The following is a 15,121-nucleotide window of genomic DNA, read 5'->3' on the forward strand; positions in this document are numbered from 1 at the left end:
GGCCCCGCCCCGGCATCGGCGTCGGTCAGGCGACCGAGCTGAGCGTGTCCGCGAAGCGGCGGCGCGTCGAGCGGGCCGCTGGCAGCGCGGCGAGCCCCGCCGCGCCCAGCACGGCGGCCGCCCCCAGCAGCACCAGCAGCGCGGGGGAGGGGCCCTGGGCGATCCCCGCGCCGATGCCGCTGGAGCTGCCCTGGGTGTCGATCAGCCAGCGCGCGAGCGGCACCCCCAGGGCGGTTCCGAGGAGGACGGCCGCGAGGGCGGTGCAGCCCGTGGCCGTGACGGTGATCGCGGTGATCTGGCGCGGGGACAGGCCGATCGCCCGCAGCGCCGGCAGATCGCGCTCGCCCTCGCGGACGGTGCCGCCGATCGCGGTGAGCAGTTCGATGAGCCCGATGAGGGCGAGCACGGCGATCAGCCCGAGGACGACTCCGCGCAGGGAGTACAGACCGTCGGCCGGGTTCGTCACGGTGTGCACGTCCAGGTGCCCCTGCCCCGCCTCGGCGAGGCGTTCGGCGACCTCCCCGGGTTCGGCGTCGGGGGTCAGGCGCAGTTGGAAGAGGCTCGGACTCAGCCCGGGGTCGTTCTCGCGGAGGGTGTCGAGCGAGGTGGAGACGACCCGGCCGGCGTTCTCCGGCTCGATGCTGCGGCCCACGATGTGCAGGACCTGCGGCTGGGAGCCCACGGTCATCCGCACCCAGTCGCCGACCCGCGCGTCCAGCAGATCGAGCAGCCCCTGCCCGGCCACCGCCTCGTCGGGCCCGCGCGCGGCGCGGCCCTCGGCCAGCGTGTACGGGTACGGCTCCGCACGGGTGCCGAGCCCGCGCAGCGCGATCGTCGCCGTCTGGCCCGGCACCAGCGCGGCCACCTCCACACCCGGGTAGGCGGCGGCCACCTGCGGATCGCGCTCCAGCAGCTCGCGGGCGTCCCGGTCGTCGAGGCGCGCGTCCGCCCGCACGGTCAGCGCGGCCGGCAGGCCGATCCGCTCGGGGCTGCGCTGGAAACGGTCGATGGTGGTCCACGCGCTCAGCGCGACCACGATCAGCAGCAGCGGCAGCGCGAGCCGCGCCACGGCACCCCACGACCGCGGGCGACGGGTGAACGCCTTGTGCCAGCCCAGCACCAGCGCGGGCGGCACGCCCACCCCGAGCACCCGCGCCCCGAGCGCCCGGCGCGCCGGCCCCGACAGCCGTCCTCCGGAGGGCGCCCCGGACCGCGCCACCGGCACCGGCGGCACCCGTCCCGCCCGCCACGCGGCGAGCCCGGTGGTCGCGCCGATGAGCAGCACCGCCGCCACCGGCACGGCGAACAGGGCGGCCGTATGCCCCGGCAGTCCCTGCCACACACCGATCGCGTCGCCGAGTCGGCCCGGGATCCGGCTGCCCAGCGCCTCGGTCAGCGCGGCGGCGGCCGCGGCGCCCAGCAGGGCGTACGCCAGGTGCTGGAGCAGGAAGACGCGAACCACCTGGCCCGGGGTGAAGCCGATCGCCTTCAACACCGAGATGTCTCGCAGATGGCCACGGATCCGGGTGCCGATCGCCCCGTGCACGGCGAGCCCGGCGGCGGCCAGCGCGCCGAGCCCGAACAGGCCCAGCACCTGTCCGAGGAGCCGGTTGTCGCCCTGCGCCTCGGCCCGGGCCTGCTGCCAGGTGGAGACCTCGCCGATCGCGCCCGCGCCGAGCACGGTCACGGCCCGCTGCACGGCGTACCCGGTGTCGCCGGGATCCTTGAGCCGCAGCCCGATCACCTGCGCGTCCGGGTCGGGCACGGCGGACGGCAGCGCCCAGACGAGGCCCGGCTGCTCGCCCGGCCGGTAGCGCGGCTCGGCGCTGTCGGCGACGCCGACGACGGTGAGCCGGCGTGCGGTGCCGGGCAGGGTGAGCGTGTCGCCCGGCTCGGCGAGCAGGGCGAGGGCGAGGCGGCTCTCCAGGACCACGCCGTCGGGGGTGGCCGGGTCCAGCCAGTGGCCGGAGGCGAGCAGCGGGCGGCCGACGGAGGGCGTCCGCGCGGAGCTGCCGCGCAGTTCCACGGAGGCGCGGCTGCCGCCCGCGACGACAGTGGTGGACGCCGTGGGGTAGGGCCCGGCGACGGACTCGACGCCGTCCAGCCCGGCCAGGTCCCTGGCGTCGGCGGTGGGGGCGGTGTGCAGCCAGACGTGCGCACCGCGCGCCTGGGTGAAGACCCGCTGCCAGGGGTTGGTGGCGTATCCGAACAGGGCGGCGGCCAGCAGCAGGGAGAGGACGATGCCCGCGGTGGCGAGGACGAGGAACAGCGCCTCGCCGCGGTGCGTGCGCAGATCGGAGTGCGCCCAGCGCAGGGTGGCTCGCACGGCCTCAGCCCTTCGACCCGGCCGCCGAGGGCCCGCGGCGGGGCCCCGTTCCGGTCACCGCGCGCTCGTGGCGAGCTCTGCCTCCGGTCGCCGCGCATGCGCGGTCGGCGCAGTGGTCGTACAGCCGCATGTCAGTCCTTGAGCTCCAGCACACCGGATATCCCGGCCCGGCGTGACGGCCGGCCGCCGTCGAGTTCCGCGTCGTCGGCGATCCGTCCGTCGAAGAAACTGATCACCCGGTCCGCCGCGCTCGCCATCCGGGCGTCATGGGTGACCAGCAGGATCGTCTGGCCGCGCTGGTGGAAGCCGGACAGCAGCCGCACCACCTCGCGGGTGCCCTTGCTGTCGAGGCTGCCCGCGGGTTCGTCGGCCAGCAGCAGGGGCGGCTGGTTGACGAGGGCGCGGGCGAGCGCCACCCGCTGCTGTTCGCCACCGGACAGCTCACCGGGCATGCTGCGCTCCTTGCCGGTGAGCCCCAGGTCGGCCAGCAGCCGCTCCCGCTCGGCGCGCGCCCGCTTCGGCGGGACCCCGGCGAGCAGGGCGGGCAGTTCCACGTTGTCGGCGACGGACAGGTTGGACACCAGGTTGAAGAACTGGAAGACGATCCCGATGCGGGTCCGGCGCTCCACGGCCCAGCGGGCCTCGCCGTACCCGTCCGTGCACTCGCCGTCCAGCCAGATGCTGCCGGCGTCGGGCCGCTGGAGCCCGCCGAGCAGGTGCAGCAGCGTCGACTTGCCGGCGCCGGACGGCCCGGTGATCGCCACGAACTCCCCGCGCCGCACGGACAGGTCGACGCCGCGCACGGCATGGGCGGGCGCGCCCTCGCCGTGGTGCGTCTTCACCAGGCCCTCGGCGCGCAGCACGGGAGCGGAAGCGTCGCTCATTCCAGCTCCTCCAGTTCTTCCTGACACCGCTCCAGCCAGTCGAGGTCGGCCTGGAGGTGCAGCATCGCGCCCTCGATCAGCAGCTGGGCGATGCGGTTGTCGCGGTTCTCGGCGGTGGCCAGCTTCGACAGGTTTCGCATGGTGTTCAGGTACTGGCGCCGCTGTCGGTTGATGAGGGCGATCTGGTCGGCGAGACCGGTCTGCGGGGCGAGGGCGAGTTTCATGAAGAACTCGTCCCGCACGCGCGGCTCGTCCTCGGTCTCCTCGAACCAGGCGTGCAGCGCCTCCCGCCCGGCGTCGGTGAGGTGGTAGACCTTCTTGTTGGGCCGGCTGGACTGCTCGATGTCCTCGCCCTCGATCAGTCCCGACTTCTCGAGGCGGCCGAGGGTGACGTAGATCTGGCCGACGTTCGGCTGAGGGTACGCGGAGCCCAGCAGTTGCTCAAGGTCCTGTTTGAGCTCGTAGCCGTGGGCCGGGCCGCGTGCGAGGAGTGCCAGGAGAGGCAGGCGCACTCGTGCAGTCCTCCTGTCCTCGCCATGTGCGTAATGTGCTGCGTAATGTGCTCCAGGCCCTAGTATCGCCCATACCTAACAGGTATACATGGCCTCTGACCCGGGCGAGGGTGCCCGTGGCCGGTGTACAGGGAGGAACCTATGCGGTGGATACGGGCCGCCGGTAGGGGCCTCCTCGTCCTGGTCGTGCTGTTGACCGGATACATCGCCTCCGGCGCGCAGGCGCAGCCCGGGGAGAGCGGGGGCGGACGAGGTCCGCTCACCCTGGCCACCGCGGGGGACCTCACCGGCTATCTCGGGCCCCTGCTGGAGCGCTGGAACCGCGCTCATCCCGGTGAGCGGGTCACCCTCGTGGAACTGCCGGACTCGGCCGACGAGGCGCACGCGCAGATGGCCACGGACCTGCGCGGCGGCGACCGCAGCCGGTTCGACGTGCTCAACATCGACGTCGACTGGACGTCGGAGTTCGCGGCCGCGGGCTGGATACGTCCGCTGCCCCGCGACCGCTTCGCCCTGAAGACCTTCCTGCCGCCGGTCGTCGCGACCGCGACCTACGACGGACGGCTGTACGCCGTCCCGTATGTCACCAATGCCGGACTTCTCCTTTACCGCAAGGACATCCTCGCCAAGGAGGGCGTGCCGCCGCCGCGCACCTGGGCCGAGCTGGAGCGGCACGCGGAGACCATCGCCCCGAAGTACGGGCTCGACGGCTACGCCGGCCAGTTCCTGCCGTACGAGGGTCTGACGGTGAACGCGGCGGAGGCGGTCTACTCGGCGGGCGGCACCATCCTCGGCGACGAGGGCGAACGGGTCACCGTGGACTCGGCGGCCGCCCGCGAGGGCATCGGGTTCCTCGCCCGCGGGGTCCGCGAGGGGTGGATCCCCGAGGAGGCGCTGGCCTACAAGGAGGAGGAGTCCAAGCGGGCCTTCCAGGACGGCCGGCTGCTCTTCCTGCGCAACTGGCCGTACGCGTACGTCGCCGCGTCCGCCGAGGGCTCCGAGGTCGCCGGGAAGATCGGCGCCGTACCGCTGCCCGGGCCGGACGGCCCCGGCACCAGTGTGCTCGGCGGCTCCAACCTGGCCGTCAGCGCCCACGCCCGGCATCCCGACACGGCCGCGCGGCTGATCGCCTACCTCACCGGCGAGCGCGTGCAGCGCCAGGTCCTCACGCGCGGCGCGCTGCCGCCCGTACGGGCCGACCTCTACGACGACCCGGAGCTGATCCGGGCGTTCCCCTATCTGCCGACCCTGCGCGAGAGCGTGCTCGCTGCCGCGCCGCGCCCCAAGAGTCCGCACTACGACCAGGTCAGCCTGGTGGTGCAGGCGGTCGTGCACGACGCGATGACCGGGCAGGAGACGCCCGGCTCCGCGGTGCGCAGGCTGGCGCGCGAGCTGGCCGCGATCTCGAGCCGCTGACCTCGCCGATCGGCAGAGGTTTCCCTCTCCTAGTTACATGTTAGGTAACGTCGACGTATCGCTTGCCGTTTTCTGCCCGGATAAGTCCTGATTTTCCCGGTCAACTAGCAGGTGGCTGCGCTCTGTTCATTGACACCCTCTCGACACGCCTACTTAACATGCATGCATAACGGTTGGCTTTTGAGAGACAGGTCAATGGGTTGAACACGCACCACTGGTGGCGGGACGCGGTGATCTACCAGGTCTACGTCCGCAGCTTCCTGGACAGCACCGGCGACGGCATCGGCGACCTCGCCGGTGTCCGCGCGGGGCTGCCGTACCTGAAGAAGCTCGGCGTCGACGGGATCTGGCTGAGCCCCTTCTATCCCTCGCCGCAGCACGACCACGGCTACGACGTGGCCGACTACTGCGACGTCGACCCGCTCTTCGGCGACCTCGCCGAGTTCGACCAGCTGGTCGCCACCGCCCGGCGGCTCGGCATCAAGGTGCTGCTGGACATCGTCCCGAACCACTGCTCCAGCGAGCACCCGTGGTTCCGCGAGGCGCTGGCCGCCGCGCCCGGCAGCCCGGCCCGGGCCCGCTTCCACTTCGCCGAGGGCCGCGGCCCGGACGGCTCCGAGCCGCCCAACAACTGGCACGCCATGTTCGGCGGCCCGGCCTGGTCCCGCGTCACCGAGCCGGACGGCCGGCCCGGCCAGTGGTACCTGCACATGTTCACGCCCGAACAGCCCGACTGGAACTGGCGCGAGCCCGAGATCCCCGCCGAGTTCGAGCGGATCCTGCGCTTCTGGCTCGACCGGGGCGTCGACGGCTTCCGCATCGACGTCGCCGCCGGCCTCTTCAAGCACCCCGAGCTGCCCGACTCCGACGACCCCGAGGCCGACGCCCGCACCCGCGACTCCGTCAACCCGCTCGCCTGGAACCAGCCCGAGGTGCACGACGTATGGCGGCGGTGGCGCGCGATATGCGACGAATACGCCGCCCGCGACGGCCGTGAACGCCTCCTGGTCGGCGAGGTGTCCGTACCCACCGCCCGCGAACACGCCCTGTACGTCCGCCCCGACGAACTCCACCAGGCCTTCTTCTTCGACCTGCTCAGCGCCCCCTGGGACGCCGACGCCTTCCGCAAGGTCGTCGCCGAGGCCATGCAGGACATCGCCGGCACGGGCTCCACGGTCACCTGGGTGCTCAACAACCACGACCAGGTCCGCACCGTCACCCGCTACGGCGAACCCGCCACCGAGGGCAGCGGCCTCGGCGCCGCCCGCGCCCGCGCCGCCGCGCTGCTGATGCTGGCGCTGCCCGGAGCGGCGTACATCTACCAGGGCGAGGAACTGGGCCTGCCCGAGGTCGTCGACCTCCCCGACGACGTGCTCACCGACCCGATCTTCCACCGCACCGGCAGCCGCGCCCGCATCCGCGACGGCTGCCGGGTGCCCCTGCCGTGGTCCGGCACGGCCTCGCCGTTCGGCTTCACCTCCGGCGCCGAGGGCGCCAAGCCGTGGCTGCCGCAGCCGGACTACTTCGCCGAGTACGCCACCGACCGCGCCCTCGCCGACACCCGCTCCTTCTGGCACCTGTACCGCGACGGACTCCAACTGCGCGCCGCCCTGCCCCAGCTGGGCGAGGGCACCCTGCGCTGGCTCGACACCCCGCCCGGCGTGCTGGCCTTCACCCGCGGTGACGACCTCGTCTGCGCCGTCAACTTCGGTACCACGCCCGTGCCCGCGCCGGTCTCCGGCACCCCGCTGCTGTCCAGCGGCCCCTGCCCGGCCGGAGTGCTGCCCGGCTCGACGGCGGCCTGGTGGATCAACGACCTCCCGCTCTCCTCCTGAGACATCCTGCGAAGGGACATCAACGATGATGCGACGACGTACCACCCTGCTCATGAGCTGCACCGCCCTCGCCCTCGCCCTGGGCGCGACCGCCTGCGGCGGAGGCGACCCCGTCTCGGCCGGCGGCGGCGACCAGGCACTGAGCGGCCAGACCGTCACCGTGGCCGGTGTCTGGTCCGGCACCGAGCAGAAGAACTTCCAGAAGGTGCTGGAGGCCTTCACCGAGAAGACCGGCGCCAAGACGCAGTTCGTCTCCACCGGGGACAACGTCTCCACCGTCGTCGGCAGCAAGATCGAGGGCGGCAACGCCCCCGACGTCGTGATGGTCCCGCAGGTCGGCGTGCTCAACCAGTTCGCCGAACAGGGCTGGCTCAAGCCGCTGTCGAAGAAGACCCAGGAGTCCGTGGCCGCCAACTACGCGCCCGTCTGGAAGGACTACGGCAGCGTCGACGGCACCCTCTACGGCCTCTACTTCAAGGCCGCCCACAAGTCGACCGTCTGGTACAGCCCCGACGCCCTCTCCCAGGCCGGGGTCGAGCCGCCGAAGACGTACGACGCGATGCTGAAGGCCGGCCGGACCGTCTCCGACTCCGGGCTCGCCGCCTTCTCCGTCGCCGGGCAGGACGGCTGGACCCTCACCGACTGGTTCGAGAACATCTACCTCTCCCAGGCCGGACCCGAGAAGTACGACGCCCTCGCCGCCCACGAACTGAAGTGGACCGACGCCTCGGTCGTCGAGGCGCTCACCACGCTCGGCAAGCTGTTCAAGGACAAGCAGCTGATCGCCGGCGGCCAGAAGGGCGCCCTGAACACCGACTTCCCGGGCTCCGTGGAGAAGGTGTTCGGCCCCGAGCCCGAGGCCGGCATGGTCTACGAGGGCGACTTCGTCGCCGGTGTCGCCAAGGACCAGTTCGGCAAGGCGATCGGCGAGGACGCCGACTTCTTCCCGTTCCCCGCGGTCGGCGACGGCAAGGCGCCGGTGGTCAGCGGCGGCGACGCGGCCGTCGTCCTGAAGGACGGCAAGAACCAGAAGGCCGCCCAGGCGCTCCTGGAGTACCTGGCGACGCCGGAGGCCGCGGCCGTGTGGGCGGAGGCGGGCGGCTTCCTCTCCCCGAACAAGAAGCTCGACCTCGCGGCCTACGGCGACGACGTCACCCGCGCCACCGCCAAGTCCCTCGTCGCGGCCGGCGACTCGGTCCGCTTCGACATGTCCGACCAGGCCCCGGCGGCCTTCGGCGGCACCAAGGGCACCGGCGAGTGGAAGATCCTCCAGGACTTCCTGCGCGACCCGTCGGACCCGAAGGCCACCGCCGCCGACCTCGAGGCCGCCGCGGCCAAGGCGTACCGGGGCTGACATGACTGCGACGCTCGTGAAAGAGGCGAGCCCGCCCACCACCGCGGGCGCCGGGACTCCCCGGCGCCCGCGGCGGCGGGGCCGGACCATCGCCCTGCTGTTCGTCTTCCCCGCGCTGCTCCTGCTCGGCGCGCTCGTCGTCTACCCGGTGCTGTTCTCCATCGGCCGCAGCTTCTTCGACGCCTCCGGAACCCGGTTCGTCGGCGGCGAGAACTACACCGAGATGTTCCGCGACCCGGCCACGCTCAAGGCCGTCCGCAACACGGCGATCTGGGTCGTCGTCGCCCCGGCGCTGCTCACCGGGCTCGGCCTGATCCTGGCCGTGCTGGTGGAGAAGGTCCGCTGGGCGACCGCGTTCAAGCTGCTGCTGTTCATGCCGATGGCGGTGTCCTTCCTCGCGGCCGGCATCATCTTCCGGCTCGCCTACGACGAGGACCCCGACAAGGGCGTGCTCAACGCGGCCGTGGTCTCCGTCCACGACGCCTTCACGGGCACCTCGTCCTATCCGACGGCCCGGGCCCGCGACGGCCAGGGCCTGGACAAGGCGGCGGACGGCTCGTACGGCACGACCCGGAGCGCGGCACCGGGGGACACGGTGGCGCTCGGCCTGGTCGGGGTGCGCCCCGACGACCTGCCCGCCGACGCCCGGCCAGCCTTCCCGGCGGCCGGCCTGGACGCCGCTCCGGACGAGCTGCGCGGGGTCGTCTACCTGGACTTCACGCCCGGCGGAGGCGGTGAGCAGGGCGAGGTGGACCGGCGGGAGAGCGGGCTGCCCGAGATGACGGTCGAGGCGGTCCGGGACGGCCGTACGGTCGCCTCCACGACCACCGCGTCCGACGGCTCCTTCCGCTTCCCCGGCCTGGCCGACGGCTCGTACACCGTGCGCCTGCCCGCCGGCAACTTCGCCCCGCCCTACGAGGGGATCTCCTGGCTCGGCCCGGCGCTCGTCACCCCCGCGATCATCGGCGCGTACCTGTGGATCTGGACCGGGTTCGCGATGGTGCTCATCGGCGCGGGACTGTCGACGCTGCCAAGGGACGCCCTGGAGGCGGCCCGGATGGACGGCGCGAACGAGTGGCAGATCTTCCGCCGGATCACCGTGCCCCTGCTGGCGCCGGTGCTGACGGTCGTGTTCGTGACCCTCGTGATCAACGTGATGAAGGTCTTCGACCTCGTCTACATCATCGCGCCCGGCCCGGTGCAGGAGGACGCGACCGTGCTCGCGACACAGATGTGGCTGGTGTCGTTCGGGGGCGGCAACAACCAGGGGCTGGGCAGCGCGCTCGGTGTGCTGCTCCTGCTGCTGGTGATCCCGGCGATGGTCTTCAACGTCCGCCGTTTCCGAAGGAGTCAGCGATGAACGCGATCCGGCGCGGGCTGGGCAACGGCCTGGTCCAGGCCTTCCTGGTGGTGGTCGGACTGGTGTGGATGACACCGCTGGCCGGGCTGTTCCTGTCGTCGCTGCGGTCCGCCGAGGACACCGCGAAGGGCGGCTGGTGGACGGTGTTCACCAGCCCCGGTCAGCTGTCCTTCGACAACTACTCGGCGCTGCTGGACAACTCGGGCATCACCCAGGCCTTCTGGAACACCGTCCTCATCTCGGTGCCGACCACCGTCCTGGTCGTCGTCGTCGCCGCGCTCGCCGGATACGCGTTCGCCTGGCTGGACTTCCCCGGACGCGAACCGATCTTCCTCGGCGTGGTGGCACTGCTGGTGGTGCCCGTGCAGATCGGCCTGCTGCCCGTCGCCAAACTCTTCGGCCGGCTGGGCCTGTTCGGCACGATCCCCGGCGTGGTGCTCTTCCACGTGGCCTACGGCCTGCCCTTCGCCGTGTTCCTGCTGCGCAACTACTTCGCCGAGATGCCGAAGGAGATGCTGGAGGCGGCCCGCATGGACGGCGGCAGCGAATGGCGGATCTTCACCCGCCTGGTCCTGCCGGTGGGCCGGCCCGCCATCGCCAGCCTCGCCATCTTTCAGTTCCTGTGGGTCTGGAACGACATGCTGGTCGCCCTCCTCTTCGCGGACAGCTCGGCACAGCCGCTGACGGTGGAACTCCAGTCCCAGATACGCCAGTTCGGCAGCAACATCGACGTCCTGGCCCCCGGAGCGTTCCTGTCCCTGGTGGTGCCGGTGGTGGTGTTCTTCGCCTTCCAGCGGCACTTCGTGCAGGGTGTGATGGCCGGTTCGGTGAAGTGAGGAACGGAAAAGGGCGGCGGAGGTACGAAACCTCCGCCGCCCTTTTCCGTCTGTCCGCTCACCCGCTCACGGCGACGCCGGCGGATAAAGCGACCGCGGCAGCTGTGCGGCCGCCGGCGCGTCCAGCAGCCACAGGGTGCGGGAGCGGCCGTACGCCCCGGCCGCCGGGGCCTGGATCTCGCCCGCGCCCGACAGGGCCATCGCGGCGGCGTTCGCCTTGTCCTCGCCCGCCGCCAGCAGCCACACCTCACGGGCCGCCCGGATCGCCGGGAGGGTGAGGGTGACCCGCGTCGGCGGGGGCTTGGGGGCGCCGTGGACGCCGACCACCGTGCGCTCGGTCTCCCGTACGGCGGGCAGCTCCGGGAAGAGCGACGCCACATGGGTGTCCGGGCCGACGCCCAGCATCAGCACGTCGAAGTTCGGCACCGCGCCGTGGTTCTCGGGACCGGCCGCGCGGGCCAGCTCCTCGGCGTAGGCGGCGGCCGCCGCGTCCACGTCGGAGCCGTACGGGCCGTCCGAGGCGGGCATGGCGTGCACCCGCTTCGGGTCCAGCGGCACCGCGTCGAGCAGCGCCTGGCGTGCCTGGGTGACGTTGCGCTCCGGGTCGCCCTCGGGCAGGAACCGCTCGTCACCCCACCACAGGTCCAGCCGGCCCCAGTCGACGGCGTCCCGCGCGGGCGCGGCGGCCAGCGCGGCGAGCAGGCCGTTGCCGTTGCGGCCGCCGGTGAGCACGACGGACGCGGAGCCGCGCGAGGCCTGCGCGTCCACGATCTTCGTGATCAGCCGGGCCGCCGCGGCCTGAGCCATCAGGTCCTTGTCGCGGTGCACGACGAGCTGCGGAGTACTCACTTCGCCGCCGCCTTCTTCGCCGGAGCCTTCTTGGCGGCCTTCTTCGCCGGTGCCTTCGCGGCCTCCTCGACCGGCTCCGGGACGGCGACGGGCTCCTCGGAGGCGACCGGGTCGCCGGCCTCGGACCCCTCGGACCCCTCGGGAACCTCGGGCTCCTCGGGCTTCGCGTTCAGCCGCTCCACCCCGAACCGCAGCGCCGAGGCGTACGTGTCGTCCGGGTCCAGCCGGCGCAGCTCCTCCGCGATCAGCTCGGCGGTGTCGCGCCGCTTGAGCGCGACCGCCCGGTTCGGCTGCCCCTGGATGGACAGGGTCGCCAGCGAGCCGTCGGCGCGGTCGAGCACGATCGGACCGCAGTCGGTGTCCATGCGGACCGCCGTCAGACCGGGCCCGGCCGACACCGAGCGCCGGACCGGCACGTCCAGCCGGTCCGCGAGCCACATCGCCAGCAGCTCGCAGCTCGGGTTGAACTCCTCGCCCTCCACCTCGACGCCCCGCACCTCGCAGACGACCTGGTCCAGGGCCGCGGCCAGCATCGAACGCCAGGGCGTGATGCGGGTCCACGACAGGTCCGTGTCGCCGGGGGTGTAGGTGCCCGCGCGGGCGGCCAGCTCCCGCACCGGCTGCTCGGCGGCGTAGGTGTCGGTCACCCGGCGCTGGGCCAGCGCGCCCAGCGGGTCGTTCGCCGGGTCCAGCGGCGCGTTGACCGGCCACCAGACCACCACGGGGGCGTCGGGCAGCAGCAGCGGCAGCACCACCGACTGGGCGTGGTCGACCACGTCGCCGTACAGCCGCAGCACCACCGTCTCACCGGTGCCGGCGTCCGCGCCGACCCGCACCTCGGCGTCCAGCCGGGACTGGGTGCGGTCGCGCGGGGTGCGCGAGACGCGCTTGACGACCACGAGGGTGCGCGAGGGGTGCTCGCGCGAGGCGTCGTTCGCGGCCTTCAGGGCGTCGTACGCGTTCTCCTCGTCCGTGACGATGACCAGCGTGAGCACCATGCCGACGGCCGGGGTGCCGATGGCTCGGCGGCCCTGCACCAGCGCCTTGTTGATCTTGCTGGCCGTGGTGTCCGTGAGGTCTATCTTCATGGCCGGCGCCAGCTCCGTCCGTCTCGCTCGAGCATTTCGTCCGCCTCGACGGGACCCCAGGTACCGGCCGGGTACTGGGCCGGCTTGCCGTTCGTGTCCCAGTACTCCTCGATCGGGTCGAGGATCTTCCAGGACAGCTCGACCTCCTCGGTGCGCGGGAAGAGGTTCGAGTCGCCGAGCAGCACGTCCAGGATGAGCCGCTCGTACGCCTCCGGGCTGGACTCGGTGAAGGACTCGCCGTACGCGAAGTCCATCGACACGTCCCGGATCTCCATCGACGTGCCCGGCACCTTGGAGCCGAAGCGGACGGTGACGCCCTCGTCGGGCTGGACGCGGATGACGATCGCGTTCGAGCCCAGCTCCTCCGTCGCCGTGGTGTCGAAGGGGGAGTGCGGGGCCCGCTGGAAGACCACCGCGATCTCCGTCACCCGGCGGCCGAGGCGCTTGCCGGTGCGCAGATAGAAGGGGACGCCCGCCCAGCGGCGGTTGTCGATGCCCAGCTTGATCGCGGCGTAGGTGTCGGTCTTGGAGTCGGGGTCGGTGCCCTCCTCCTCCAGATAGCCGACGGCCTTCGCGCCGCCCTGCCAGCCGGCCGTGTACTGGGCGCGCACGGTGTCGCGGCCCAGGTCCTTCGGCAGCCGCACGGCGCCGAGCACCTTGGTCTTCTCCGCGGCGAGCGCGTCGGCGTCGAAGGAGGCGGGCTCCTCCATCGCGGTCAGCGCGAGCAGCTGGAGCAGGTGGTTCTGGATGACGTCGCGGGCGGCGCCGATGCCGTCGTAGTAGCCGGCCCGGCCGCCGATGCCGATGTCCTCGGCCATGGTGATCTGCACGTGGTCCACGAAGGACCGGTTCCAGATCGGCTCGAACATCGTGTTGGCGAACCGCAGCGCCAGGATGTTCTGGACGGTCTCCTTGCCCAGGTAGTGGTCGATCCGGAAGACCTGGTCGGGGGCGAAGACCTCGTGGACGATCGCGTTCAGCTCCTCGGCCGACTTCAGGTCGTGGCCGAAGGGCTTCTCGATCACCGCGCGCCGCCACGACCCGCCGGTCTGGTCGGCCAGCCCGTGCTTCTTCAGCTGCTGGATGACCACGGGGAAGGAGCGCGGCGGCACGGACAGGTAGAAGGCGAAGTTGCCGCCGGTGCCCTGCGCCTTGTCGAGTTCCTCGATGGTGGCGCGCAGCTTCTCAAAGGCCTCGTCGTCGTCGAAGGTGCCCTGGACGAAACGCATGCCCTGGATGAGCTGCTGCCAGACCTCCTCGCGGAAGGGGGTGCGGGCGTGCTCCTTGACGGCGTCGTGGACCTCCTGCGCGAAGTCCTCGTGCTGCCACTCACGGCGGGCGAAGCCCACCAGGGAGAAGCCCGGCGGAAGCAGACCACGGTTCGCGAGGTCGTACACGGCGGGCATCAGCTTCTTGCGCGACAGATCGCCCGTGACGCCGAAGATCACCAGGCCCGACGGCCCCGCGATACGCGGGAGCCGTCGGTCTGCGGGGTCACGAAGCGGGTTCGCTCCGGTGACGGGGCTCAAGGTCTCAGCCCTCCGAAGGGGCGAGGCGCTTCAGCTCGGCCTCGGTCGACTTGAGCAGGTCGTTCCAGGACGCCTCGAACTTGTCGACGCCCTCGTCCTCCAGCAGCTGCACCACGTCGTCGTACGAGATGCCGAGCTTCTCGACCGCGTCCAGGTCGGCCCGCGCCTGCTCGTACGTGCCGGCGACGGTGTTGCCGGTGATCTCGCCGTGGTCGTCGGCGGCCTGCAGGGTGGCCTCCGGCATCGTGTTCACGGTGTTCGGCGCGACCAGGTCGTCCACGTACAGGGTGTCCTTGTACGCCGGGTCCTTCACACCGGTCGACGCCCACAGCGGACGCTGCTTGTTGGCGCCCGCCCGCTCCAGCGCGCTCCAGCGGTCCGAGGAGAAGACCTCCTCGTACGCCTGGTAGGCGAGCCGGGCGTTGGCGAGGGCGGCCTTGCCGCGCAGCGCCTTGGCCTCGTCGGTGCCGAGCGCGTCGAGCCGCTTGTCGATCTCGGTGTCCACGCGGGACACGAAGAAGGACGCCACCGAGTGGATCAGGGAGAGGTCCAGGCCCTTCTCCTTCGCCTTCTCCAGGCCGGAGAGGTAGGCGTCCATGACCTCGCGGTAGCGCTCCAGCGAGAAGATCAGCGTGACGTTGACGCTGATGCCGTTGCCGATGACCTCGGTGATCGCGGGCAGGCCCGCCTTGGTCGCCGGGATCTTGATCAGCGTGTTGGGGCGGTCCACCAGCCAGGCCAGCTGCTTGGCCTCGGCGACGGTCGCCTTGGTGTTGTGCGCGAGGCGCGGGTCGACCTCGATCGACACCCGGCCGTCCTGGCCGTCGGTGGCGTCGAAGACCGGGCGCAGGATGTCGGCGGCGTCCCGGACGTCCGCCGTGGTGATCATGCGGATGGCCTCTTCGACCGTCACCTTGCGGGCGGCGAGGTCCGACAGCTGCTGGTCGTATCCGTCGCCGCTGCTGATCGCCTTCTGGAAGATGGTCGGGTTGGTGGTGACGCCCACGACGTGCTGCTGGTCGATCAGCTCGGCGAGGTTGCCGGAGGTGATCCGCTTGCGCGACAGGTCGTCCAGCCAGATCGCGACGCCTTCCTCGGAGAGGCGCTTGAGTGCGTCTGTCATGGAAAATGC

12 protein-coding genes are annotated in these 15,121 nt (G+C 72.0%); 5 read left to right on the plus strand and 7 right to left on the minus strand.

The genetic code is table 11. The annotated features are described in order from the left end of the window. Positions 1-25: 25 nt before the first annotated feature. The 3 genes from ACSU6L_RS28600 to ACSU6L_RS28610 form a co-directional block, all read right to left on the minus strand. The gene (locus tag ACSU6L_RS28600; protein WP_437061360.1) at positions 26-2,326 is read right to left on the minus strand and encodes an FtsX-like permease family protein; all 2,301 of its coding nucleotides are present in this window, start codon (positions 2,324-2,326) and stop codon (positions 26-28) included. Positions 2,327-2,457: 131 nt separating this feature from the next. After that, entirely contained in the window at positions 2,458-3,210 is a 753-nt protein-coding gene (locus ACSU6L_RS28605) for an ABC transporter ATP-binding protein (RefSeq protein ID WP_437061362.1), read from the minus strand. Beyond that, positions 3,207-3,722, minus strand: coding sequence for a PadR family transcriptional regulator (locus ACSU6L_RS28610; RefSeq protein WP_073942353.1), 516 nt, complete (start codon positions 3,720-3,722; stop codon positions 3,207-3,209). The genes ACSU6L_RS28605 and ACSU6L_RS28610 overlap by 4 nt, the downstream gene beginning before the upstream one ends. A gap of 141 nt (positions 3,723-3,863) precedes the next feature. On the opposite strand from ACSU6L_RS28610, the gene ACSU6L_RS28615 reads away from it, so the two are divergent. The 5 genes from ACSU6L_RS28615 to ACSU6L_RS28635 all read left to right on the plus strand — a co-directional run bounded on the left by ACSU6L_RS28615 (position 3,864) and on the right by ACSU6L_RS28635 (position 10,523). Further along, on the plus strand, positions 3,864-5,138 hold the full coding sequence (locus ACSU6L_RS28615) for an ABC transporter substrate-binding protein (RefSeq protein ID WP_437061365.1): 1,275 nt from the start codon (positions 3,864-3,866) through the stop codon (positions 5,136-5,138). A gap of 200 nt (positions 5,139-5,338) precedes the next feature. Beyond that, positions 5,339-6,973: a glycoside hydrolase family 13 protein gene (locus ACSU6L_RS28620; RefSeq protein WP_437061367.1), complete on the plus strand. Its 1,635-nt coding sequence runs from the start codon at positions 5,339-5,341 to the stop codon at positions 6,971-6,973. A 25-nt stretch (positions 6,974-6,998) separates the two neighbouring features. Further along, positions 6,999-8,327 carry an ABC transporter substrate-binding protein gene (locus ACSU6L_RS28625; protein WP_437061369.1) on the plus strand — a complete coding sequence of 443 codons (1,329 nt, stop codon included), beginning with the start codon at positions 6,999-7,001 and terminating at the stop codon, positions 8,325-8,327. Position 8,328: 1 nt separating this feature from the next. Continuing rightward, positions 8,329-9,687: an ABC transporter permease subunit gene (locus ACSU6L_RS28630; RefSeq protein ID WP_437061371.1), complete on the plus strand. Its 1,359-nt coding sequence runs from the start codon at positions 8,329-8,331 to the stop codon at positions 9,685-9,687. Further along, positions 9,684-10,523 (plus strand): carbohydrate ABC transporter permease, encoded by an 840-nt coding sequence (locus ACSU6L_RS28635; RefSeq protein WP_437061373.1) that lies wholly within the window; start codon positions 9,684-9,686, stop codon positions 10,521-10,523. Before ACSU6L_RS28630 ends, ACSU6L_RS28635 begins: the two co-directional genes overlap by 4 nt. Before the next feature lie 66 nt (positions 10,524-10,589). Here the strand turns inward: ACSU6L_RS28635 and pgl are convergent, their stop codons facing one another. From pgl to tal, 4 genes are read right to left on the minus strand one after another with little or no spacing between them, the layout of a single operon-like run. Beyond that, positions 10,590-11,372 carry a 6-phosphogluconolactonase gene (gene pgl / locus ACSU6L_RS28640; protein ID WP_437061375.1) on the minus strand — a complete coding sequence of 261 codons (783 nt, stop codon included), beginning with the start codon at positions 11,370-11,372 and terminating at the stop codon, positions 10,590-10,592. Beyond that, on the minus strand, positions 11,369-12,460 hold the full coding sequence (gene opcA, locus ACSU6L_RS28645) for a glucose-6-phosphate dehydrogenase assembly protein OpcA (protein ID WP_437061377.1): 1,092 nt from the start codon (positions 12,458-12,460) through the stop codon (positions 11,369-11,371). Before opcA ends, pgl begins: the two co-directional genes overlap by 4 nt. Then, entirely contained in the window at positions 12,457-13,989 is a 1,533-nt protein-coding gene (gene zwf, locus ACSU6L_RS28650) for a glucose-6-phosphate dehydrogenase (protein WP_073942345.1), read from the minus strand. The genes opcA and zwf overlap by 4 nt, the downstream gene beginning before the upstream one ends. A gap of 4 nt (positions 13,990-13,993) precedes the next feature. After that, positions 13,994-15,112, minus strand: a complete 1,119-nt coding sequence (gene tal, locus ACSU6L_RS28655; RefSeq protein ID WP_437061379.1) for a transaldolase — start codon at positions 15,110-15,112, stop codon at positions 13,994-13,996. Between the last annotated feature and the right edge of the window lie 9 nt (positions 15,113-15,121).

The organism is Streptomyces sp. enrichment culture (assembly GCF_964272855.1).
In the GTDB taxonomy this organism is placed as follows: domain Bacteria; phylum Actinomycetota; class Actinomycetes; order Streptomycetales; family Streptomycetaceae; genus Streptomyces.

Excerpts from the sequence above, each read along its gene's own strand:
- ACSU6L_RS28605 (WP_437061362.1), bottom strand. The coding sequence starts at position 3,210 with ATGAGCGACGCTTCCGCTCCCGTGCTGCGCGCCGAGGGCCTGGTGAAG.
- ACSU6L_RS28615 (WP_437061365.1), top strand. The coding sequence starts at position 3,864 with ATGCGGTGGATACGGGCCGCCGGTAGGGGCCTCCTCGTCCTGGTCGTG.
- ACSU6L_RS28625 (WP_437061369.1), top strand. The coding sequence starts at position 6,999 with ATGATGCGACGACGTACCACCCTGCTCATGAGCTGCACCGCCCTCGCC.
- ACSU6L_RS28630 (WP_437061371.1), top strand. The coding sequence starts at position 8,329 with ATGACTGCGACGCTCGTGAAAGAGGCGAGCCCGCCCACCACCGCGGGC.
- ACSU6L_RS28635 (WP_437061373.1), top strand. The coding sequence starts at position 9,684 with ATGAACGCGATCCGGCGCGGGCTGGGCAACGGCCTGGTCCAGGCCTTC.
- opcA (WP_437061377.1), bottom strand. The coding sequence starts at position 12,460 with ATGAAGATAGACCTCACGGACACCACGGCCAGCAAGATCAACAAGGCG.
- tal (WP_437061379.1), bottom strand. The coding sequence starts at position 15,112 with ATGACAGACGCACTCAAGCGCCTCTCCGAGGAAGGCGTCGCGATCTGG.